19 protein-coding genes are annotated in these 22,724 nt (G+C 63.2%); 7 read left to right on the forward strand and 12 right to left on the reverse strand.

What is annotated here, in order from left to right:
• Nucleotides 1–7: 7 nt before the first annotated feature.
• Together K3181_RS07850 and K3181_RS07855 are read right to left on the reverse strand one after the other, a co-directional pair.
• A complete protein-coding gene (locus K3181_RS07850; RefSeq protein ID WP_221602441.1) occupies nt 8–1,147 on the reverse strand; it encodes a tyrosine-type recombinase/integrase in 1,140 nt (379 codons plus the stop codon).
• 7 nt (nt 1,148–1,154) lie between these two features.
• Nucleotides 1,155–1,463, reverse strand: coding sequence for a hypothetical protein (locus K3181_RS07855; RefSeq protein WP_221602442.1), 309 nt, complete (start codon nt 1,461–1,463; stop codon nt 1,155–1,157).
• A 266-nt stretch (nt 1,464–1,729) separates the two neighbouring features.
• Here K3181_RS07855 and K3181_RS07860 point away from each other — a divergent pair, with 266 nt between their 5' ends.
• Both K3181_RS07860 and K3181_RS07865 read left to right on the forward strand, forming a co-directional pair.
• Nucleotides 1,730–1,918, forward strand: a complete 189-nt coding sequence (locus K3181_RS07860; protein WP_221602874.1) for a helix-turn-helix transcriptional regulator — start codon at nt 1,730–1,732, stop codon at nt 1,916–1,918.
• Nucleotides 1,918–3,276 (forward strand): reverse transcriptase domain-containing protein, encoded by a 1,359-nt coding sequence (locus K3181_RS07865; protein WP_221602443.1) that lies wholly within the window; start codon nt 1,918–1,920, stop codon nt 3,274–3,276. The genes K3181_RS07860 and K3181_RS07865 overlap by 1 nt, the downstream gene beginning before the upstream one ends.
• Before the next feature lie 9 nt (nt 3,277–3,285).
• Here K3181_RS07865 and K3181_RS07870 read toward each other — a convergent pair whose 3' ends face one another.
• From K3181_RS07870 to K3181_RS07880, 3 genes are all read right to left on the reverse strand, one after another.
• A complete protein-coding gene (locus K3181_RS07870) occupies nt 3,286–3,867 on the reverse strand; it encodes a recombinase family protein (RefSeq protein ID WP_221602444.1) in 582 nt (193 codons plus the stop codon).
• Nucleotides 3,868–4,126: 259 nt separating this feature from the next.
• On the reverse strand, nt 4,127–4,597 hold the full coding sequence (locus K3181_RS07875; RefSeq protein ID WP_221602445.1) for an ImmA/IrrE family metallo-endopeptidase: 471 nt from the start codon (nt 4,595–4,597) through the stop codon (nt 4,127–4,129).
• Entirely contained in the window at nt 4,594–5,031 is a 438-nt protein-coding gene (locus K3181_RS07880; protein ID WP_221602446.1) for a hypothetical protein, read from the reverse strand. The genes K3181_RS07875 and K3181_RS07880 overlap by 4 nt, the downstream gene beginning before the upstream one ends.
• A gap of 470 nt (nt 5,032–5,501) precedes the next feature.
• Between K3181_RS07880 and K3181_RS07890 the strand changes: the two genes are divergently transcribed.
• Nucleotides 5,502–6,662 carry a DNA cytosine methyltransferase gene (locus tag K3181_RS07890; protein WP_247714900.1) on the forward strand — a complete coding sequence of 387 codons (1,161 nt, stop codon included), beginning with the start codon at nt 5,502–5,504 and terminating at the stop codon, nt 6,660–6,662.
• A 4-nt stretch (nt 6,663–6,666) separates the two neighbouring features.
• Nucleotides 6,667–7,515, forward strand: coding sequence for a GIY-YIG nuclease family protein (locus K3181_RS07895; RefSeq protein WP_221602448.1), 849 nt, complete (start codon nt 6,667–6,669; stop codon nt 7,513–7,515).
• A 151-nt stretch (nt 7,516–7,666) separates the two neighbouring features.
• Here K3181_RS07895 and K3181_RS15805 read toward each other — a convergent pair whose 3' ends face one another.
• Entirely contained in the window at nt 7,667–8,284 is a 618-nt protein-coding gene (locus tag K3181_RS15805) for a metallophosphoesterase (protein ID WP_345725461.1), read from the reverse strand.
• Nucleotides 8,285–8,759: 475 nt separating this feature from the next.
• Between K3181_RS15805 and K3181_RS07905 the strand changes: the two genes are divergently transcribed.
• Together K3181_RS07905 and K3181_RS07910 are read left to right on the forward strand one after the other, a co-directional pair.
• Nucleotides 8,760–9,386, forward strand: coding sequence for a PilZ domain-containing protein (locus K3181_RS07905; RefSeq protein WP_221602450.1), 627 nt, complete (start codon nt 8,760–8,762; stop codon nt 9,384–9,386).
• 180 nt (nt 9,387–9,566) lie between these two features.
• Nucleotides 9,567–11,342: a hypothetical protein gene (locus tag K3181_RS07910; RefSeq protein ID WP_221602451.1), complete on the forward strand. Its 1,776-nt coding sequence runs from the start codon at nt 9,567–9,569 to the stop codon at nt 11,340–11,342.
• Here K3181_RS07910 and msrB read toward each other — a convergent pair.
• From msrB to K3181_RS07930, 4 genes are all read right to left on the reverse strand, one after another.
• Nucleotides 11,329–11,826 (reverse strand): peptide-methionine (R)-S-oxide reductase MsrB, encoded by a 498-nt coding sequence (gene msrB, locus K3181_RS07915; RefSeq protein ID WP_221602452.1) that lies wholly within the window; start codon nt 11,824–11,826, stop codon nt 11,329–11,331. The two genes, K3181_RS07910 and msrB, sit on opposite strands and share 14 nt — an antisense overlap.
• An 83-nt stretch (nt 11,827–11,909) precedes the next feature.
• Nucleotides 11,910–13,250 (reverse strand): cytochrome P450, encoded by a 1,341-nt coding sequence (locus K3181_RS07920; RefSeq protein WP_221602453.1) that lies wholly within the window; start codon nt 13,248–13,250, stop codon nt 11,910–11,912.
• A gap of 129 nt (nt 13,251–13,379) precedes the next feature.
• Entirely contained in the window at nt 13,380–14,609 is a 1,230-nt protein-coding gene (locus K3181_RS07925; protein WP_221602454.1) for an ABC transporter permease, read from the reverse strand.
• Complete coding sequence (locus K3181_RS07930) at nt 14,606–15,607, reverse strand: ABC transporter ATP-binding protein (RefSeq protein WP_247714901.1); 1,002 nt, start codon at nt 15,605–15,607, stop codon at nt 14,606–14,608. Before K3181_RS07930 ends, K3181_RS07925 begins: the two co-directional genes overlap by 4 nt.
• 45 nt (nt 15,608–15,652) lie before the next feature.
• Between K3181_RS07930 and queG the strand changes: the two genes are divergently transcribed.
• The gene (gene queG / locus K3181_RS07935; protein ID WP_345725462.1) at nt 15,653–16,705 is read left to right on the forward strand and encodes a tRNA epoxyqueuosine(34) reductase QueG; all 1,053 of its coding nucleotides are present in this window, start codon (nt 15,653–15,655) and stop codon (nt 16,703–16,705) included.
• A 10-nt stretch (nt 16,706–16,715) separates the two neighbouring features.
• On the opposite strand, the gene K3181_RS07940 is transcribed toward queG, so the two are convergent.
• Both K3181_RS07940 and K3181_RS07945 read right to left on the reverse strand, forming a co-directional pair.
• The gene (locus tag K3181_RS07940; RefSeq protein ID WP_221602455.1) at nt 16,716–17,942 is read right to left on the reverse strand and encodes an NAD(P)/FAD-dependent oxidoreductase; all 1,227 of its coding nucleotides are present in this window, start codon (nt 17,940–17,942) and stop codon (nt 16,716–16,718) included.
• Nucleotides 17,943–17,998: 56 nt separating this feature from the next.
• The gene (locus K3181_RS07945) at nt 17,999–22,687 is read right to left on the reverse strand and encodes an NAD-glutamate dehydrogenase (protein WP_221602456.1); all 4,689 of its coding nucleotides are present in this window, start codon (nt 22,685–22,687) and stop codon (nt 17,999–18,001) included.
• Between the last annotated feature and the right edge of the window lie 37 nt (nt 22,688–22,724).

The raw sequence follows: 22,724 nt of genomic DNA on the forward strand, positions 1-22,724 counted from the left end.
ATCCATCTCACTCTGCCCTAGCTTGCGTACGAGTTCGCTCCAATGCTGACACGGCAGCATTCACTTCGCGGTCTGCCATGTGGACGTATCGGAGGAGCATGTTGGGCGTTTTGTGCCCAGTCACCTTCTGGACAGCAGGTATTGGATAGCCAGCGGCAATCATTTTCGTCGCAGCTGTATGGCGCATGACGTGCGGGGTGATCAATTCCGGGGATAAGCCTGATGCTTTCACGGCGCGTTTAAAGGGGCCGTTAAACTCGTTCACGTGTCCTGTGGCCGTTTGGGCTGAGGGGAATATCCAACCATCTCGGTCAGATCGACTTTCTCGCTCCGTCCGCAAAATCTCCACAAGAGTTCGTGCAAGCGGCTGGGTGCGATCTCCCGCCTTGGCCTTGGGAAGGTAGAGGCGACAGTTCTCCCAATCGATGCGGTCAAAACGTGCTGACACTATCTCTGATGATCGCATTGCGGTGCCCAGTCCAAACTCCACAAAGAGCCAGAGGTGCGGATGGCTATCGCGTTTCGCGGCCTCCACGAGAGCGGAGCATTCATCGTCCGAGAGCACGACAGTGCGGCCCTCGGGTTCGGGGAGTTTTTCAATCTTGCATGGAATGCGGCGAAGCTTGCGCCTGCGGACAGCCGTGCTCCAGGTATGGCCTAGCGTCGCTAGGTCGCGATTCACGGTAGAAGGTGAAAGCCCGCTTAGCAGCATCTCATTCTTGTACCGGCCAACGTGCTCCTCGGTTATGGCCTCTACGACGAGGTGCCCAAGCGTGGGAACAAGGCGACGTTCGAGTTGCAGGCGCTTGCGAGCAAGGTTCTTGCCGCCGGAGACATCTAGCTCGTCCAAATACCAATTGGCGAGTTCTGCGAACCGGAGTGGCGTTTTGCGTCCCTTGGGAAGAGTTTCGAGGCCTTCTCGGATGTCGGCCCTGATCCGGTCTCGCTGCTCAAGCGCGCGAGTGGCATTCCAATTTTCGCTCTTGAGGCCCAGTACACGTTTCACCCGCTTTCGCAGGTACATGAACGCAAGTGACCATCGTTCATCGCCGTCAGCAAGCTTGGTAACCGTTATGCCGTGTTCAGTCAGGGCCTGGCCCGGAGTTAGACTTCGGCGGTTCGCTGGTGTGATCACCTGAAACTTCATCGGGTGCTCAATCGAGATCAAGCATGCGGCGTCGAGGCGCAGACGGTTTTTTGCCGGTAACTTTCTGTTCCTCCGGCAGCGCGAGCTGCCTTTGAAGAGCCACTATCGACTGCTCCAGTTCGTTCGTGAGTCGGTCCACAAGTGGCTTCATCGCTTCTGACCACGCAACGAGGTCCACATCTTGGCCATGCGAAGGCATCGAGCGGACTACGGACGCTTCAAACGAACGTAGGGGCGGGGCGAAATGTCTCTGGAAGTCGTCCTCCGCATCCAAACCCCGTACGATTATGGCCTCAGCTGCCTGACTGATGGACATGTTTGAGATGCTGGCCCGCTTCTCAATCCGCTCCATCGTTTCATCCGTAAGCTTCGTGGCGAAGGACCGGGTCTTGCCCCCATATGGTCCGCGACGGGGCGCTCCCCTCTCACGTTTATCGGCTTTCACTCTACACATCTCCTAATTAATTGTGAGAAGTGTATATTTTTGCTTGCCAGCCGGGTCAAGCACGTTTAGGCGGCGCTTCCCACCAAGACGAGGAGATGCTCCCAGACATGCTGCAACGACGTGTGAGAGAACGGCAGATGATCGTTACGCCAGACGGACGGCTGACGCGCTCCCACGCCGCGAAGTATCTGGGCGTCGCGGAGCAGACGCTCGCAAATTGGCGCACCATCGGTCGCGGTCCGAAGTCATTCCGGTTAGGCGGAAGGGTCTTCTATCGGCTCACAGACCTACAGGCGTTCGTCGATGAGACAATGCAGGCACAGTGATGCAACCCGTTGCAACTTCCGCTGATCGCAGCGCCGATGAGCTCATTCGGTTGATCGCATCCCAAGCCCTCGACCCTGTCTCCGTCACGGATCAAGAAGAGCGAGGCTTGATGAAGGCCTTCCGAGCGAAGGAGAAGCGACTGCTCCAAAAGCTCGATGATGCGATCGAGGGTGGTGCCGACCGGATCGCCCGGCGGGCGAGCGAAAGACTAAGGCGATGCATGGCGGCGCGTTATCTGGCAATCTGGCGCACAAAGCCATCCGCGCTGGTGGATCGCACCGCTGCGTCAAGCCATGAAAGGGACGCGGTAAGGGTCGAGCGATTGCGGCAAGTTCTATCCCTGTTGGAGAGTGCCGGCGACCTGACTGTCCAGGCTCGCGCGACCGTGTACGTCAAGCGGAAGGATCGAAACCGTGCATATCGTTGTGTAAACGCGCCACGCCCCACCCTTACCAGCGGCGGCAGTGCTGACCGACGAGTCATATTCAAGTTCGACTGGATCGACAGGGCGCGCCAACGCCTGATCGCTCGCAGTCTACATCCATTCGCGAACTACCACCCCTCCCAGTTCATGCTTCGGGGGCGTGGGCGGTCGGCGGTTTGCGAGTACCTACGGCAGGAGGTTCCAACCCTCTCTGCCGACCATGTGTTCGTGCAGGTCGATGTCCGAAACTTCTTCGGCTCTATCAGCCCCTCATGGATAGAAGGGCGTTTCCGTCTATCGGAAGCAACAATCCGGCGTCAGATGCACTCCGGAGAGATGCTTATCCTCATGGACGGGAAGGCTAGGGCCTACCTTCAAGGTGGCGAAAACGATGAACGGGTCCGGCGCGTGCTACCACAGGGGTCGGCGCTGTCACCGCTGATTGCCGAAATGGCGATGGCCGAAGTGCTAAGAGGTCTGACCGATCACCTCGCCTGTGCTTTGGTCGTCACCTACTCGGACAACATGGGCGTCTTCATGCCCGCAGCGCAGGCGGCTGCCATTGAGGACCACCTTCGGAACGCCTTCGGCGCTTCCGGCGTCGGACCGTTCGAGCTTACATTCTCCAAACCACGACCGGTTACCGGAGAGTTCTCCTTCCTTGGCCACCTCTGGCGGCTGGACGCCGGCGAGCTACGCACCTTTATCCACGAGAGCGTGGCAGAGGCGCGGGCGATAGTCCTCCGCGAGCAGATGCTCGGCTGTAGCACCCGCAAAGGACTGCGTAACTTGCGAGGCCGTATTCTCGCGCAAGCGAACGAATGGAAGTTCTGGTCGGGCGTGCATGAGTGGACATCGCAACTGCTCGACTTTTGGTCGGGTGCCTATGAGTCATTAGAGACCCATGAACATTTTGACCGGCTCGCTGCCTAGTGACGATCTCTAGGTTGCGGCGGCGCAGTACCGCTCTACAGTTGCCTTTGAAATCGCGAACTCGGCCATCGTCTCACGTATGGTCGCACCGTTCTCGGTGCGCCACTTACGGACCGCCGCCGGGTCTGCGGCGAGCGGCCTGCCCAGGCTCATCTTCCCTCTATGGGTCTTGCCAGTCTCGCGGATCGACTTCCGCGCAGCCGCACGGCCCGCTTCACACCGCTCTCGGATACGTTCCCGCTCCATGTCTGCGATTTGGGCGAGCACAGCGACAATAAGCTCGCCTACGCCTTTGCCGATCGGCCCCAAACCTCGCACGTTTAGCGTGATGCCCTCTTCAAGCAGGCGACGCACAGTTGACTGCACGTCCAGAGCGTCGCGGCCAAGGCGATCTAGGGCGTATACGCACAGCGTATCACCCTCACGGACATAAGACAGCAATTTGGAAAACGCGGGGCGCGATGCCGCCAAACTGGCACCGCTTACGCCCTCGTCGGCGAACTCGCGATCAAACGGCCCCGTCAACGCTTCGCGCTGGGCTTCGACGCTCTGTCCCCCGGTGGAAACCCGGTAGTATGCGATACGGCTCATAGTGTCTCCGATGCCTCAAAAGGTACCGTAACATTATGATATTGCATCAGAATTAGCAAACCGTATCTTTCGATGCAGGCGGCCTTGTCCGATCAAGCTGCATCAAAACCTACAAGATTTGAGGTGGGTCTAAGCTCATAATTCTGGGCGGTACCGGGAGGGCAGATAATTCGCCCTCGCCCCAAGGAGGATCATCACACTGGTGCGGGCTAGTAAGAGCCACGCGCGATTAGAATGCGATTTGCCATTGCTGAAATGGTCAGGTTTTAAGACCCAATCGGATGCCCATCGCCAATTCAGATACATTGAATAGGCGCGCCAACTCCGAGACGTTAGTCGTGCCACCTTCTACTGCCTCCGCAACCAACTCGCGGGGCATAAGAAGGTCCGCTGCGAAGCGATTGGCTTGCGTCTCTTGCCAGTTCGTCATGCCATCGGAGCGCAAAAGGTAGTTGTCCTCGTGCGTTTGGCCAAGGCTATCCCGGTGAAGGACGAAATGACCAAGCTCGTGGGCGGCAGTAAACCGCTGACGGACACTAGGCTCGCTCGCGTCTACGTAGCATTCAAACGTATTTCCATTGGTGCGCTGGATCATGCCAGAGACGCCATTTGGGAGGTCCACTGAATAGACCTCCAAGCCAGCCGCTCTTGCGCAACCGAGGACATCTACGGGCGGCTCCTGCATATAAGGCTGAAAGAGCGCCAGATAGTTCGCTGGGATGCTACTCACGCCTTTTCCTCCTTCGTGGGTTTGGTTGGGAATGGCGAAGGATCACTATCCTTCCTCACTGCCTCTTCAATTCGCTTCATCAAGTGGTTCTGCCAGTTCGCCTTGACCGCCCGGTCAACTCTATCCTGCGTGAATTGGCGAAACTCCTCACTCCCCATATAACTATCAAACCGTTCGTTCGCAATTTGTTTCACCGCGTTGAGGCAAGCGGCTCGGATGACGGACCACCCAATGATGCCGATTACGGCAAGGGCGATCGCGAGTATTCCGAGCGTCCACATTGATATGTTGAGCAGCGTATCAATGGCAGAGAGAGCCGTATCAGAGGCACTCAAGGCCTGCTCGATATGATCCTGTTCTATCTGCGATGGCTCTTGGGTGGCCACGGCAGGCGCAGGGGATATAGGAGTAGCGGGAGTAGACGGAGCGGCCATGCTCGACCACTAACGCGGGAACGGCGCAAGTCAATGAACGTGCGGTTCTCTTAACTTCTTGTATTGGGGTGTTATGACCAAGATTTGCGATGCGATACGAGATCGAAAAATCATCTCGTTCTACTACAAGGGGCGAACAAGGGTCGCTGAACCGCATCTCGTGGGATACGACCGCGACGGTGATTTGACCCTTAGCGCATGGCAACTGTCTGGGGGAAGCGGGCAAGGGTTCCGCGATTTTCATATTAACATAATGTCGAACCTGACAATAATGCCGCAGAGCTTCAGTGGCGCTCGGCCCAATTATAACCCCAATGACTCTACTCTCGGGCGTATACTTTGTCGGCTGTAGGGCGCGCTGCTCCGGGCCGCTCACCTATGCGATTTTCGGGCACGGTATCCTTGGGCGTCGCGTTGACAACCCTCGATAGCTCATTAAGAACAAGTTGAGAACGCACAGGATGAGATTGATGCCCACGTTTTACGAGTTCTTTGCTGGTGGCGGGATGGCCCGTGCGGGGCTTGGGGGCCAATGGACTTGCCTGTTCGCGAACGACTTCTCGGAGATGAAGGCAGCTACCTACAAGGCCAACTGGGGCGACGATCATCTTGCCGTGGGAGACATTGGCGGCCTTAGCGCAGAAAACCTGCCGGATGTTGCCGATCTCGCTTGGGCCTCGTTCCCCTGCCAAGATTTGTCCCTAGCTGGGAACTATGCGGGGATCGGAGAAGAACAGGACAATGATCGCACCCGGTCAGGCACTTTCTGGTCGTTTTGGAAGCTTATTGTCGATCTCGGAGCGCAGGGTCGTTCGCCGGACCTGATAGTCCTGGAGAATGTCTACGGTATATTGACCTCCCGGAATGGGCAGGACTTTGCTTCGGTTGGCAGTTGTCTCGCAAAGGCAGGCTACCGGTTTGGAGCGATGCTCATAGACGCCGCCCGGTTTGTACCCCAGTCACGACCGCGAGTGTTCATAGTGGCGGTGAAAAAGGGGCTTGAGATGCCTACGAGTATCCTTGCCGAAGGGCCGGAGCCTGTCTGGCATCCAAAGGCTTTGGTTCGAGCTGTTGATGGTATGGACAGCGAAGCTAAATCATCTTGGCTTTGGCTCAAAATGCCATTGCCCAGCACGGAGGTCGAACCTCTGGAGCAGATTATTGATGGCTCGCCGGAGGGGGTGCGATGGCACTCCAAAGCTGAAACTGAAAAGCTCTTGTCGATGATGTCCTCCCGCAACCGCCTCAAGGTGGAAGAAATGAAGAAGCATGGGGCACGGATTGTCGGGACGATCTACAAGCGCACGCGACAAGGGGAGCAAAGAGCCGAACTTCGTATCGACGGGCTTGCAGGGTGTCTTCGGACCCCTGCCGGTGGTTCGTCGCGGCAGCTTATCCTTGAAGTGGTGGGGCAGCGGGTTCGGTCCCGCTTACTGTCCGCCCGCGAAACGGCGCGTCTGATGGGCTTGCCGGATACATATAAACTCCCAACATCCTATAACGATGCTTACCACGTAACTGGTGATGGGATTGCCGTCCCCGCAGTGAGGCATTTGGCTGCGAATATTCTGGAACCCATCCTTGCACTCAATGGAACGTCCACAGACTTCCTTGCAGTCGCGGCAGAGTAGTTTGATGCCCAGCCAGAGCGACGCCGAGGGTCTCTTCCCTGCGGAACCAGATGCCGATCAGGATGCGATCTCCCGAGACTTAGACGCGCGAGTACTCCTCGGCACCACAGAGGCACCGCTGGACACGGTTGAGCTTCGACGCGGACTAAGAGCTTTTTTCGATCGAAGGCTTTCGGACTGGCCTGATCTGTTTCCCGATCCGCCGATGGCAGGCGGTAGGCGACCGAAGGCCATTACATTGGGTTCGGTAAAATGGGGGGTCTACGCATTCTTCGATTACGACGATGAACCAATCTACGTTGGGCAAACCAAGGAGCGACTTTCTGGTCGGGTGTCTCGTCACCTAACGAACCAACGGACCGACGCAGTCGCTATGTCGGTTTTGGACCCATACGAGGTGAGGCGCATCAAAGTATGGCCGCTCCCTGAATATCAAGACATCGTAAAGCGGCACCAGCCAGACGCTTGGGCAGCCGCCAAGCGGCATCTGGATGGACTGGAATTGCACGTCTTTAACTTGCTCATCTCCCAGAGCAAGTTTGGCGCGATTTTGAACGAGAAGAACCCTATTCCCGGCGAGCTACCGCATGTCCCGCCGATGATAGACGAGCCGCCGATAGTTTCAGGAACCGTCGCGGCAGAGCGTTCTCACCCCGATACTCGCATCGCTAGAAGGGCAATGATTATCTCTCGCCTTGCCCAAGTAATAGCGGAGCGCGAACTTAGGACGCCCGGCCTCCGAAGAACCTTAGCAACACAGGCCGACCGATTGCAGTGGTTGGCCCGTGAGCGATACGTTGCCCTCGGTGGCGAAGGCATGATCGAAACCGGCGCGGATGAGGACAGTGAATAGGGCCGGTTGCAACCCGTTGCACTAGATCACTTTCTGCGTGTCAATCGGACCCCGCACCGAAAAACCTTCGATGTTGCCTGTCTCTGCGTTGATCTTGCAGCGGTAGCTGAACGGATCACTACCCGATGTCTGCACAACGTCCTCGACGCCGTTAAGGGGTCAGAAGCTCTCGCAGAGGAACCGGGGAATAATCAATTTGCTCTACCGACACGCAACGGTAGCGTGAATCGCCGATCCGCCCAGAATGCAGATGTCCGTGAACGTTGATCATGGCTCCCCGAAGCTGGCTGGCGTGCACCGGAATGTGCGTAAGCAGCACACCCGGCAACCATTTCGCGACAGTAATGCTGCGGAACAGACTAGACGCGATAAGCCCGCCCAGCCGGTCACAATTCCCCGCCACGAGGTGCTTCTCACCCGATAGCTCCCGCATAATCTCGACGCTGCCGACGTGACCGACATCGCCTAGTACGTAGACTGTATCTTTGGGGTGCACGACAGCGTTCCAGCGGCAGGCGATCACCTCTTCCATCTCTCGCAGGGTAGCGAACTGCGTGCGTGTCCTAGCGCAGAGGCGATGATCTCCGAGATGGAGGTCAGCGATAACGAAAACGGTCACTTCGCGCTGACTGCAACTGGTTGCAATTTCCAGCAGAACGCACCCCCCATTAGCAGGGTAGGCTCGGGGTAATTTTGGGGTAACCAAGTGCGGGAATGAGGGAGAAGTGTAGGTAGCAGCCGGTAAAAATGTGCCCATCGCTTGCCCCATTTCCGTCGCGTCTTCAGAGGCTTTTTCACGCTATGAGGATTGCTCGGTAAAAGCCGGTAATCAAACGCGGGGCGACTTAAAATCCCCTGAGCTTTGCTCGTGCGGGTTCGAGTCCCGCCACCCGCACCAAGGCCGAACAGGGCTGCGAGACGCAGACATGGTAAGACCATGGGACCCTCGCTTCCGATTGGACCGGGGTTTTCTCTATTGTCCGGTATTGTCGAGACAGAGCAGCTTTTTACCGGATCTCGCCGGCGTTGACGGTTGTCGCCGTCTCACGCGGATCCGATCGCGTGACGAAGTTTTCAAAGCAATCGGGAAACGGGCTCGGCCAAGACACGGACACGAAAAACTATACTCTCTTTAGATTGGTATTAACACTTAGGGTGTCATTACCATACGTCGAACGCGCCCAGGCTAGATGGATGGTATTCAGCCACTGCCGGGCTGTAGGCGTTTGGAATGGTTTGAGGCGATGGAATTCACCACTGGATTCGTCATGGATGACAACGCGACGAGCTCTGGCCCCGACCAGCGTGGCGCGCCGCGTTACACCTCTCTCATCCGCGCGGCGAAGCTGGTGTGCGGTCAGGGCGAATTCGTCTGCGTCATCCGCGACGTCTCCGCCACGGGCGTTTCCCTCCGCACCTTTCACAAGCTGCCGACCGATTCCGCGCTCGCGCTCGAATTGCAGAATGGCGAAAGCTACGAACTCGAACTGGTGCGTTCCGAAGGCTTCGACGCCAGCTATCGTTTCGACCGGCCGATCGAGGTCGATCGGCTGATCCGCGAAAACTGGGATTTCCCCAAGCGCGGCCTGCGCCTCAACCTCATGCTGCCGCTGCTGGTTTCCTCGCTTTCGGGCAAGGCCAAAGCGGTCACGCTCAACATCTCGCAGCAGGGCGCGCGGATCGAATGCGACCATATCTTCGCGATCGGGCAACGGGTAACGATTTCGGGCGAACATCTTCCCGATATTCGCTGTGTCGTGCGTTGGCGCCGCGATGCCAATTATGGCCTGGTCTTCGAGGACACCTTCTCGCTGCGCGATTTCGCCATGGCTGCGGCCAAGGTGCAGTGCCCACTGCTGCTCCAGGGTTGAGGTAGGTGCCCGCCGTCGGGAGACGGTTCTAACGATATCCTAACCTCTATCCGTCATGCCCGCACCGTGTTCAACGGGGGAGAACATGATGGGTTGCACGCCGGAGGGCCAACTCGCCGCGGCTGTTGTCGATGCCGACGAGCAGCCGGGTCGTCTTTCACACACGAGCGGAAGCCTGGCATGATCGTCGAACGCCGGCGAAGCGGGTGGAGCGCGCCACTCGTCCTGCGGACGACGCTCGCCTGGGCGCTTGTCGCCGCGCTCCTTTTGATCACGCATTGGGCGGGCATCGCGGCCCGGCGTTTCCCCGATCCCGACGATGCCCTGCGGCTGGTCGAGCTGCGCGACCTGATTGGCGGGCAGGGCTGGTTCGACCTCACGCAGCACCGGCTCGATGCGCCGCATGGCGGGGTGCCGATGCACTGGTCGCGCCTGGTCGACATTCCCTTGCTGCTGGTGGTCGGCACGCTCACCCCACTGGTCGGAGCAGCTAGCGCCGAATTCGCCGCGCTGGTCGCGGTTCCGCTGCTCACGCTCTATTGCGCCATGCTGCTCGCCGCGCGTCTCGTCTGGCGGATGGTCGATCTCGAGGCGGCGACGCTGGCGGCGCTGGTCATGGCGCTGTCCGCCCCGCTGCTGTTCCAGTTCGCCCCCCTGCGGATCGACCACCACGGCTGGCAGGTGGTTTGCGCCCTCGCGGCCGCCAATGCGCTGGCCACGCGCTCCGCTGCGCGCGGCGGCGTGATGCTCGGCCTCGCACTGGCCGTCTGGCTGACGATCTCGCTCGAGGGCCTGCCGCTGGCGCTCGCTTTCTGCGGCATCGCCGCGCTACGCTGGCTGCGCGACCCGAAGGAAGGCCCGCTGCTCGTGCGTACGCTGCAAGTGCTTGCCTTCGCTTCGCTCGCGCTGTTCGCCGCGACGCGCGGGATCGGCGATCTCGCGCCGCATTGCGACACGCTCTCGCCGCCCTTGCTTACCGTGCTGTGCTGGAGCGCGCTCGGCGTGACGCTGCTCGCCGCGCAGCGCCTGCCACTGTCCTGGCTCCTCGGCGGTTTCGCAATGACCGCGGCGGGAGGGGCGGGCATTCTCCTGATTGGCGCGCCGCAATGCACCGCCGGGAGTTTCGCGGCGGCTGATCCGCTGGTGCGCCAGCTGTGGCTATCGGGGTTGCTGGAGGGCATGCCCGTCTGGCGGCAGCAACCCGCGTTCGTGCTCCAACTGCTCGTCCTGCCGCTGTTCGGGCTCGGCGCCGCCTGGCGGCTTCAGCTACGCTCGCACGACTGGCTGCGGCGTTTCTGGTTCGACTATCTGCTGCTGCTGCTCGCGGCGCTGGCGATAACCTGCCTGGTCGCGCGTGCAGGGGCCATCGCGGCCGCGCTCGCCGCCGTTCCGCTTGGCTGGCAGCTGCGCGAATGGCTCGCGGCCCTACGCGGCCCATCCTCGGTGCCGAGGCGTTCGCTCGCGGTGACCGCGATCCTGCTTGCCTTCGTACCGACGCTCCCGCTGCTGGCCTGGGGAGATGCCCGTCACCCCGAAGCACCGCTCTCGCCTGTCGGGCAGGTGCAAACCCGGGCCTCGGCGTGCCAGGTCTCGACAGCCGCGCCCGCCATCGCATCGCTGCCTCGTGGCGAGATCGCCGCTCCGCTCGACATCGCACCCGCTCTGCTCGTCGACACGCCGCATTCGCTGGTGGCGAGCGGACATCATCGCGGATCGACGGGGATGCGCTTCATGCTCGACCTCTTTGCCGCAGATCCAGAGCGAGCGCATGCCATGCTGATCGCCCGCGGGACGCGCTATCTGGCGCTGTGTCCGGGGCTGGCGGAGATTCGCCTCGCGGCCAAGCGCATGCCCGGAGGACTCGCCGCCCGACTCCAGCGCGGCGAGCGTTTCGACTGGCTCGAGCCGGTCGATACCGGCGGGCCTCTGCTGTTCTGGAGAATCAGGCCGGATTGAAATCGAGCGCCGCGCCGTTGATGCAATGGCGCTTTCCGGTCGGCTCGGGGCCGTCGTTGAAGATATGGCCGAGGTGCCCGCCGCAGTCGGCGCAGTGCACTTCGGTTCGCGGGTAGCCGATCTTGTAGTCGGTGCTGGTGCCGACCGCGCCCCTGTCTATCGGCGCCCAGAAGCTCGGCCAGCCGGTTTTCGAATCATATTTGGTCTTCGAGCTGTAGACCGCGTTGCCGCAGCCCGCGCAAACGAAGGTGCCGGCCCGCTTTTCGCTATTGAGTGGCGAGGAATAGGGGCGCTCGGTCCCTTCCTCGCGCAGGATCCAGTATTCCTGCTTGGTCAGCACCTTGCGCCATTCGGCATCGCTGCGGGCCTTGGGGAAGTCCTTCGCCTCGGCGCGGTCCGAGCCGCAAGCGGTCAGCGCCGCGAAGCTGGCCGATGCGCCGAGCCAGCCGAGCAGCCGGCGGCGGTTCAGGGTCTGGTCGGTCATGCTCGTACCTTTCCGGCGTGGGCCGCGCGCGCCCACACTTCCTCTACGCACGAGCGGGGCCAAAGGTTACGCGGTGGCCGCGATCAGAATTGGGTGACCTCGACCTCTAGCTTGCGGAAGCCGTGCACGAAATTGGCCTTCACTCGCTCGATATCGCCTGCCAGATGCACCCGCATGCGGCGCTTGTGCATCTCCTCGAGCAGGACGCGCAGCTGCAGCTCGGCCAGCCGCGCGCCGACGCAGCGGTGGATGCCGTAGCCAAAGGCGATGTGGCGCCGCGCATTCTCCCGCGTCAGGTCGAGCTTGTCGGGGTTCTCGAACACTTCCTCGTCGCGATTTGCGGAAATGTACCAGAGGACGACCTTGTCGCCCTTCTTGATCGTCTGGCCGAAGACTTCGGTATCCTCGGTACAGGTGCGGCGCATATGCGCCAGCGGCGTCTGCATGCGCAGCATTTCCTGCACCGCATTGGGGATGATGTCGGGGTTCTGTTCGAACAGCTTGCGCTGGTCGGGGTTCTTGTCGAGCTGGTAGACGAAGCCGCTCATCGAATTGCGCGTGGTGTCGTTGCCGCCGACGATCAGCAGGATCAGATTGCCCATGAATTCCTGCGGGCTCATCTGGTTCATCGCCTCGGAGTGGATCATCATGCTGATGAGATCATCGCCCGGCTCCTTGTCGTGCGTGCGCTCGATCCACAGCGACTGGAAATAGGCCGCCATCTCCTGAAGGATGCCCCAGCGGACGTCGTCGAGGTCGCGCACGGTGGCCAGCTCGGTGTCGCCCGACCAGTCGGACCAGTAGGTCAGCAGGCGGCGGTCTTCCCAAGGGAAGCCGAACAGGATCGCGAGCATCCCCGTGGTGAGTTCGATCGAGACCTTGTCGACCCAGTCGAACACCTCGCCGCGCGGGAGGCTGTCGAGCAGTTCGCCGGTGCGCTGGCGGATCTCGCCTTCCATTTCGGCCATGCCGCTGGGGGTGAACTTGGGCGCCACGGTGCGCCGCTGGCCGGTGTGCTGCGGGCGGTCCATTGCGATGAACATCGGCAGCTCGCGGCGTTCCTCGATCCCGCGCTCGGCCATTTCCTCTTCGGTCAGGCGGTTGAGGATGGTGATCCCGCCATGCTCCCAGCTGGAAGAGAAGGTGTCGGGCAGCGCCTCGATATGCTGGATCGCCTTGTGGCCGACCACCGCCCAATAGGGGCCGAAGGGGCTTTCATCGATGTAGTGCAGCGGCCCGGCCTCGCGCATTTCGCGGAAGATCGGATGCCAGGTGTTCTCGGCATAGATGTCGCTGCGGCTGACGTCCCACTTGTGCGGATGATCGAGCTTGTCCTCGGGATGCTCCGCAAAATGCTCCTTTAGCGCCTCGTAGGCGGTCGGCGAAGTGCGGCATTGGGGGCGTTCGATTGCAGCGGTTGCCATGTCTCTCTCCTCGCGGGAGCGACTCGTTAGGCCGCTCTCCCTCCATTTCGCGGCCACTCTGCCCTAACTGACATTTCTGTCAATAGTGCGTTGCAAATCGCTACTCAAATGACCGGGCGATCGAGCGTCCTACGCGTCGCTGTTTCCCAGCGCGGGCGCGGCTGCGCCGACATGGCCCTTGATCGCGCGGCCGCCCTTGCCCGACTTCATCACCCTGCGGCGGAAGATCGCGGCTCCCACACGCACGAACAGGAACACGCAGAGCGCCTGCCAGGCCAGCGCCAGCGCATGCGGCCACAGCGCGTCGGACTGCGCCGCGCGCGCCAGCATGGCGAAGGGCGAGGATAGCGGAAATGCGGCCGCGAACAGCTCCATCGGCGAGCCAGGGCGGGTGATCGAGGAGGCGGCGAGGAAGAACACGAGCAATTGCGCCATGGTCACCGGCATCGATAGCGTCTGCACTTCGCGCACGGTCGCCGCCATGCCGCCGATGGTCAGGAAGAGCGAGCCGAGTAGAAGGTAGCCCATGGCGAAATAGGCGATGCCCAGCGCGACGAAGAGCGGCCAGCCCAGCGCAGGCTCGGGCAAGTGCGGCAGCGCGCTCCCGGCGAGCAGGCCGATCGCCCCGCCGGCCAGAGCCCAGACGGCGATGCCGACGAAGCTGACGCCGAGCATGGCGACGAGCTTGCCGAGGAAGACGGCATCCATCGGGATCGCCGCGGCGAGCACTTCGATGACCTTGTTGGCCTTCTCCTCGACGAGATTGGACAGCACCATGCCGGCGAGCAGCATCATCAGCAGGAACAGGATCAGTTGGCCCGCCTGCGCGGTGCGGATGCGATCGGTCCGCTGCGCCGCGACGCTGGTCGCGACGGGGTGGGCGGCGACATCGGGATAGGCGGACGGGCTATCGGCGCGCGCTTCGGCGGCGATCATCGCGATCGGACCGCTCCAGCCATCGATCGCCTCCTGCGGCGCGGTCAGCTCGGGGGCGTCGAGCGATCCCGAGACCACGGCCGAATAATTCCGCCCCGGTTCGCGCAATATGTCGGTGGGCGCATCGGCGCTCTCGGTGACGGCGAGTTCGGGCAGTGCCGCACCGACGCGAGGGGCGAGCCGCTCGCGCGCCGCGATCATCGCCTGCGCATCGGCATCGGCCATCGCCACCGCGACGAGCCTCGTGGTGGCATCGCGCTGGACCTGCCCGCCGATCCCCCCGGCGAGCGCGCCGACGATGATCGGGAACAGCGGTCCCAGGAGGAAGAACAGGAAGGCGCGGCTGAACAGGATCGCGCGGAAATCGCGGCGGGCGACGACGCGCGCCGCCTCGACCAGCGAGAGGCGGGTGGTGTCGCTCATCGCGCTTCTCCCTGCGCATTGTCCTCGGCCAGCGCGCGCGCGGCGGCCGCGCCGGCGATCTCGACGAAGGCGTCGTGCAGGCCCGCGCGCTCGATCGACAGCGAGAGGATCCCCGCCTCGCCCTCGATCAGCCGCTTGAGCAGCGCCTCGATCCCGCTGTCGGGCACCGGGAAGTACCAGAAATGGCTGCCCTCGGCCTTGGCATCGTGCCGCGCATCGGCGGGCAGCGCATCGCGCCACGCGCCGTCGCTGCGGCGGGTTTCGAGCCGCACCTGCGCCGGAATCCGGTCGCGCGCCGCATCGACCGAGCCGGCATAGGGCACCTTGCCCCCGGCGATGATCGCGACTTCGTCGCACAGGCGTTCGGCATGGTGGATGACATGGGTCGAGAAGATCACCGTGGTGCCGCTGCTCGCGAGATTGCGGATCATGCTCTCGAGCTTGCCCTGGTTGATCGCATCGAGCCCGCTGAAGGGTTCGTCGAACACCACCAGCCGGGGACGGTGGACCAGCGTGCCGAGCAGCTGGACGGTCTGCGCCATGCCTTTCGACAGTTGCCGAATCTGGCGATCAACCGCATGGCCGAGCCCGTAGTTCTCGAGCATTTCGCGCCCTCGCGCCTTGCCCTCGGCGAGAGGCAATCCGCGTAGCGCGCCCATGAAGGCGATCGCCTCGTCGCACTTCATCGCCGGGTAGAGGCCGCGCTCCTCGGGCAGGTAGCCGATCAGCTTGGCGACCTCGTGCGGGCGGTCGTTGCCGAAGACGCGACGTACGCCCTCATCGGGGTCGATGATCCCCAGCAGCATGCGCAAGGTGGTGGTCTTGCCCGCGCCATTGGGACCGAGGATGCCGTAGATCGCTCCCTCAGGGACCGAAATATCCACCCCGTCGACCGCCAGCGTCCCGTCGAAGCGCTTGACCAGGCCGTGGGCCTCGATAGCGAGCGGGCCAAGGCCGTCGGCCCGGGCTCGCGTCATGGTGCCGGTCTCGGTAAGCATGGCTGCATGCCTAATGGCTGGCAGTGAACGGGAGCACAAGCAAGCGTGGTTAACACAGGGTTGCAGGAGGCCTTGCGCGGAGAGGCGGCGAAGCTCGGTTTCGTCGCCTGCGGTTTCGCCTCCGCCGCACCCGACCCCGAGCGCGCCGCGCGGCTCGAGCACTTTCTCGGGCAGGGCCGCCACGGGGCGATGGAGTGGATGGAGGCGCGCAAGGCCCAGCGCGCTTCGCCGCAGGGGCTCTGGCCCGAAGCGAGGAGCGTGATCGCGCTCGGCATGAGCTATGCCCCCGATGGCGATCCGCTGGCTCTGGCGGACGATCCGGACACGGCGCGCATCTCGGTCTATGCGCAGGGGCGCGACTATCACGACGTGGTCAAGAAGGCGCTCAAGGCGCTGGCGCGCTGGCTGATCGAGCGCGAACCCGACAGCGAGCTCAAGGTCTTCGTCGATACCGCCCCGGTGATGGAAAAGCCGCTCGGCCAGGCGGCGGGCATCGGCTGGCAGGGCAAGCACACCAACCTCGTCAGCCGCGAGCACGGCTCGTGGCTGTTTCTCGGCGCGATCTATTCGACGCTCGATTTCGCTCCCGACGATCCGCATCCCGACCGCTGCGGCAATTGCCGCGCCTGCCAGGACGCCTGCCCCACCGATGCTTTCCCGCAACCCTACCAGCTCGATGCGCGGCGTTGCATTTCCTATCTCACGATCGAGCACAAGGGTCCCATCCCCGAGGAATTTCGCGCAGCGCTCGGCAACCGCATCTACGGCTGCGACGATTGCCTGGCGGTGTGCCCGTGGAACAAGTTCGCCGCTGCCGCACATCGCCACATCAAGCTTGCCCCGCGCGCCGAGCTGACCGCGCCCCAGCTCGCGAGTTTCCTCCAGTTCGACGATGCGGGCTTCCGCCAGTTCTTTTCCGGCTCGCCGATCAAGCGGATCGGGCGCGACCGTTTTGTGCGCAATTGCCTCTATGCCGCGGGCAACAGCGGGGTGACCTCGATTGAACCTATTGTACGCGGCTTGTGCAGCGATCCCGACCCGGTTGTGGCGGAGGCTGCGCGCTGGGCCGCGGGGCGTCTGGCGCAGTCCAGGCGCTAGTCACGACCGGTCAGCGCATTTCCTTCAGCAGCACCGAACTGTCGGCGAGCAGGGCGGGATCGATCTCCGCCCGGTCCATCACCAGCTTGCGCCCCTGCACGTAATCCTTGGTGTTGTTGACGCAGTCGAGCGCGATGACGCGGCCTTCCTTGAGGTAGATTACGCTGAACTTCTTCTCCGCGGGATCGCCGCGCAGGACGGTTGCGTCGTAGCCGAGCGAGAGGCCGACGGTCTGCAGCCGGAGATCGTACTGGTTCGACCAGAACCACGGCACCGCATCGTAATCCTGCTTGTCGCCCATGATCGCCTTGGCCGCGACGGTCGCCATGTCGTTGGCGTTCTGGACCGATTCGAGGCGGATCACCGCATTGGCCGCGAAGGGATTGGCATGACTCGCGCAGTCTCCCACGGCATAGACGTCGTCGAGCGTGGTGCGGCAAAAGGAATCGACGTCGACGCCGTTCGATCCGGCCGCCCCGGCGGCGATCAGCGGCCCCACCGAGGGCACGATGCCGATCCCCGCGATGACGACGTCGCAATCGATCTTCTCGCCGCTGTCGGTGGTCACGCCGGTGACGCGGCCGTCCGCACCCTCGATCGTCTCGACCGCTGTCGACAGGCGCAAGTCGACGCCCTGTTCGCGGTGGTGGGCGGCGTAGAAATCGGCCAGCTCGGGCCCGGCGACGCGCGCCAGCACGCGGTCGAGCATTTCGACCACCGTCACCGCGCAACCGAGCTTGCGCAGCACCGCGGCCGCCTCGAGCCCGATATAGCCGGCCCCGACGATTACCGCGCGCTTCGCACCGGCGGCGAGCTCTTCCTTGAGCGTGTCGACGTCGCGCCGGGTGCGGATGTAGTGGATCCCGGCAAGATCGCTGCCCGGGCACGACATGCGCCGCGCATCGCCGCCCCCGGCCCAGATCAGCTTGCGATAGCCGATCCGGGTATCGTCCGACAGAAGCAGCGTATGCGCCACCGGGTCGATCTCGTTGACATTGCGGCCCAGCCGCAGCTCGACATTCTTGTCGACCCAGAACTGTTCGGGGCGGATCTGGATGCGTTCGAAGGGCTTCTCGCCGGCGAGATATTCCTTCGACAGCGGTGGCCGCTCGTAGGGTAGGTTGCGATCGCGGCTGACCATAAGGATCGAATCCTCATGCCCGTTCTGGCGCAGGGCAATGGCGGCCTGTGCACCGCCGTGCCCCGATCCCACGATGACGACGTCGAAATGTTCCATCGCCGCGCTGGCTGGCGCGAAAACGCCAGCCGGTCAAGCACAGTGCGAGCGCGGCGCTAGCGCGACAGCAGGTTGCGCGCCATGCTCGCGACCTGCGCCAACATCGCCGGGGCAACCGGCGACTGGCCCTGCGCTCGTGAGACCATCGAGCGGAAGCCGCGTACCGCGACCTCCTGCTCCTCGGCCCATTTGGCGACGATGGCTGACATGTCCTTCTTGGCATCCTTGCGCCGCGCGAGGCGCCGCAACAGCTCGAGCCGCATCTGCTGGAAGTCGCGGGCGAGGCCCGAGACGAGCAGCCGCTCCCAGACATCCGACGGGCTCATCAGCGCCGCGGTCGACTGCGCCCAGTCGAGCCCCAGCCGGCGACCGACATCGGTGAAGGCGGCGGCCAGGTTGCGCGCCGCAATGCCGGATTCGCTGGCGAGTTTGGCGAGGCCCACGGCGCCGTCGAGATCGTAGAGATGCGCCACTCGAGCGGCGAGCGGGGCAGGCGCGCCGGCAGACACAAGCTGTTCGCGCAGGCGATCGGACTGCTGGCGCGACTCGGAGCTCAGGAGTTCGCCGGTCGCGTCGGACAGCTGGGCCGCGCCCTTGCCGATCTCGGCAACCAGCGCGCTTGGGTCGACGCTGCCCGAAGAGGTGCGCAGCACGTCGGACATGAGATTGCCGGCCGCCGCGGCAATCCGGTCGAACAGCATCAGCCGGGCATTCTCGGGCATGGGGCTGGCATCAATCGACGCCCACAGCGCGGGCAGGTCGAACAGCTCCTCGGCCGCGACGAATGCGGCGGCGACCTGGATCAGTTCGACGCCTTCCTCTTCGGCGAGTTCGAAGGGATGGACCATGCCGAGGCGGTTGACGATGCGGTTGGCAAGCTTGGTCGCGATGATCTCGCGGCGCAGCTGGTGGCCTTCGATCTGCGTCTTGAACTTCTTGCGCATCGGTTCGGGAAAGGCCGCGAACAGCGTGGCCTCGAGCAGCGCATCGTCGGCGAGCGTGCCGCGTTCGATCGCATCCTGCAGCACCAACTTCGACGAGGACAGCAGCACCGCCAGTTCGGGCCGGGTCAGGCCCAGTCCGTCGGCGGCGCGGCGCTGAAGTGTCTGGTCGTCGGCGAGCCCTTCGGTCCGGCGATCGAGATTGCCGCCCGCTTCGAGCGTCTCGATGATGTGGCGCTGTGAAGCCATCGCTCGTGCCCCGCCGACCTCGGCGATCGAGAGCGCGAGCGCCTGCAGGCGGTTGTCCTCGAGCACGATCCGGCCGACTTCGTCGGTCATCGACTCGAGCAGCGCGACGCGCTTGGGCTCGCTCAGCTTGCCGGCGCGCTTGGCCGCGGCCAGCGCGATCTTGATGTTGACCTCGTTGTCCGAGCAGTCGACCCCGGCCGAATTGTCGATGAAATCGGTATTCGAGCGCCCGCCGGACTGGGCGAATTCGATGCGACCCGCCTGGGTGATGCCGAGATTGGCGCCCTCGCCGATGACCTTGGCGCGCAGTTCGCGCGCATCGACCCGTAGCGCGTCGTTGGCCGGATCGCCGACCTGGACGTTGTTCTCGTGCGCCGCCTTCACATAGGTACCGATGCCGCCGAACCAGATGAGGTCGACCGGCGCGCGGAGGATCGCCGAGATCAGCGCCTCGGGTTCGATTTCGCGCTGTTCAATACCCAGCTTGGCCTGCATCGGTTTCGACAGCTTGATGCTCTTGGCGTCGCGCGGGAACACGCCGCCGCCCTTGGAGATCAGCGTGCTGTCATAGTCTTCCCAACTCGATCGCGGGAGCTCGAACAGGCGCTTGCGTTCCTTCCAGCTCGACGCCGGATCGGGATCGGGATCGAGGAAGATGTGGCGATGGTCGAAGGCCGCGACAAGCTTGATCGCCTGCGACAGCAACATGCCGTTGCCGAAGACGTCGCCCGACATGTCGCCGCAGCCGACGACTTCGACGCTTTCGCTCTGCACGTCGGTGCCCATTTCGAGGAAATGGCGCTGGACGCTGACCCAGGCACCCTTCGCGGTGATGCCCATGGCCTTGTGGTCGTAGCCCTTCGAGCCGCCGCTGGCGAAGGCATCGTCGAGCCAGAAGTCCTTCGATTCGGCGATCGCATTGGCGACATCGGAGAAGGTGGCAGTACCCTTGTCGGCGGCGACCACGAAATAGGGGTCTTCGCCGTCGGTGATGACGACCTCGCTAGGATGGACAACCTTGTCGTCGACGATGTTGTCGGTGACCGACAGCAGCGTGCGAATGAAGATCTCGTAGCTGGCGCGCCCTTCGGCAGCCCAGCCTTCGCGGTCGATGGCGGGATTGGGCAGCTGCTTGGGATAGAATCCGCCCTTGGCGCCGGTCGGAACGATCACTGCGTTCTTGACCCTCTGCGCCTTCATCAGGCCGAGGATTTCGGTGCGGAAGTCGTCGCGCCGGTCTGACCAGCGCAACCCGCCGCGTGCGACCGGGCCGCTGCGCAGGTGGATGCCCTCGACCCGGCGCGAATAGACGAAGATCTCGCGATAGGGGACCGGCTTGGGCAGGTTGGGTACCTTGGCCGAATCGATCTTGAAGGCGAGCGCTTCGGCCGAGGCAGGGGCGAAGGCGTTGGTGCGCAGGATCGCGTCGATCAGCGAATTGTAGAGCCGCAGCAGCCGGTCATCGTTGATCGCCTTGACCTTGGCTAGCCCGCGCTTGATCGCCGTGCGCGCCTCTTCGACTGCCTTGTCGCGGCCGTTGCCGAAATGCGGGTCGTGGCGCGCGGTGAAGAGCGCGACCAGCGCGCGCGTCACGTCCGGTGCGGCGGCGAGCGCGTCGACCACGGTGTAGATGGTGAAGCCCATCCCTGCTTGGCGCAGGTAGCGGTAAAAGGCGCGCAGCCAATTGGCCTCGCGCGCGGCCAGGCCGGCCTCGGGCACCAATCGGTTGAAGGGATCGTTCTCCGCCTCCCCATTGAGCACGGCGGCGATTGCTTCTTCGATTCCTTCCGACCGGTCGATGAGCGTCTTGGGATCGGCACCGGGCTTCAGGTCGAGCAGGAAGTCGTGGATCGTCCCCAGCCGGCCATCGTCGAGCACTGTCGGCATTTCCGAACGGACGTAGAAGCCGAAGTCTTCGAGCGCGGGCACGCCCTCCGATAGTGGCAGGCTCCCTTCGGACTGGTAGAGCTTGAGGCGCAGGCAGCCGGGAACCTCGCGCTCGCAGAAATACATCCGCGCCCCGCGCACCACTTCCTCGTTTTCGAGGCTGGCGCCGAGTTCGTGCAGGCGTGAAATGTCGTAGGCCGCCTCGCGCGGGCCGAAACGACCTCGGAAGGCGGTCGGGAAATGTTCGGCGAAGCGCATGGCGAGACCGGCTGCGCGCGAGCCTTCTTCGAGGGCGCCGAGTTCGGCTTCGACCGCTTCGCTCCAACCGCGCAGGAGCGTCTGCATCTGTTCCTCGAGCGCGTCCTCGTCGGGCGCCTTGTCGCCGTCGCGAATGTCGAAGACGAAGCGCAAAGTGGCCAGGTTGCCGCCCTCGACCTCGAGGCTCCAGTCGAGCAGCCGTGCCGAGGCGGCCTCTTCGAGCAGGGCCTGGATCTCGAGCCGGACCTGCGTCGCGACCATGTCGCGCGGCAACCAGACGAAGGCGAAGAGGTGGCGGGCGAGCGGTGCCTCGATCAACGCGAGGCGCGGGCGCGGGCGGTCGACCAGGCTCATCATGGTCGTCGCGACGCGCTCGACGTCGTCCTCCGAGAAGCCGATCAGCAAATCGTGCGGCAGCGTGGTCAGCGCGTGGACCAGTGCCTTGCCGGCATGGCCTGTATCGTCGAAGCCGTGGCGCGTGCGCAGCGCATCGAGCTGGCGGCGCAGGCGCGGCACGTTGCGCGGTGGCGCGGAGAGCGCGGCGCTGGTCCAGACGCCGGCATGGACCGAGAGAGCGACCGTCTTGCCGACGTCCTCGACCGGGACAATGAGAAGGTCGAGCGGGACGCGGCGATGCACGTTGCTGAGATGGTTGGCCTTGATGATCAGCGGGCGACGCGGGTCGTCGCCCTGCTCGAACCAGGCAAAGGCACGCTCGTATGAGCTTTCGGCGAGCAGTTCCTGCGCGCTCTGGCGGCAGATGCCGAGCTCGTCCTCCTGACGCCCGTCGCGAAAGCGGGTGACATGGCCGAGCTGGGTCAGCATGCCCGAATTGAGCCAGTCGAGCAGTTCGGCACCCTCGCCATCTACTGCAGCGATGCGTTTGGCATCCTCGGCCATGGCCTCCTGCAGGCGGGGCCAATCAGCCACCGCCGCGCGGACGTCGGCGAGCGTGGTCTTGAGCGTCTCCTGCAGCTGCCGACGAGTCTTGGCATCGACGCGCGCGGCCTCGATGTAGATCATCGATTCCCAGAAAGCGTCTTCGGGATCGCCATCGGGAATGGCTTTCAGCACGCCTTTGTCATCGCGTTCGACGGGGATGACCGGGTGGACGAGCCGGTCGATCGACAGGCCAAGCGCCGCGATCGTTGCGGCCACCGAATCGACCAGGAAGGGCATGTCGTCGTTGATGATCGCGATGCGTGTCATGCGGCGTTCGTCGCTGACACTCTCGATCGCCATCGCCGAGCGACCGGGAGTGCGCTGAACCGCCAGCTGGCCGACGAATTCGGCAGCATCGCCGAGCTGCGCCTTGTCGAAGGGCGTATCGCCGCTCAGCAGCGAGAGCCGCATGCGGTCGGTGATGGCATTCTGGAGCTTCTTGGGAAGTGCGGCAGTTGTCGAACCCATGAGGGGCCTCTCTCCTGGCGGCGCATGATCATTTCGG

This window comes from Qipengyuania mesophila (assembly GCF_019711655.1).
Taxonomy (GTDB): Bacteria; Pseudomonadota; Alphaproteobacteria; order Sphingomonadales; family Sphingomonadaceae; genus Qipengyuania; species Qipengyuania mesophila.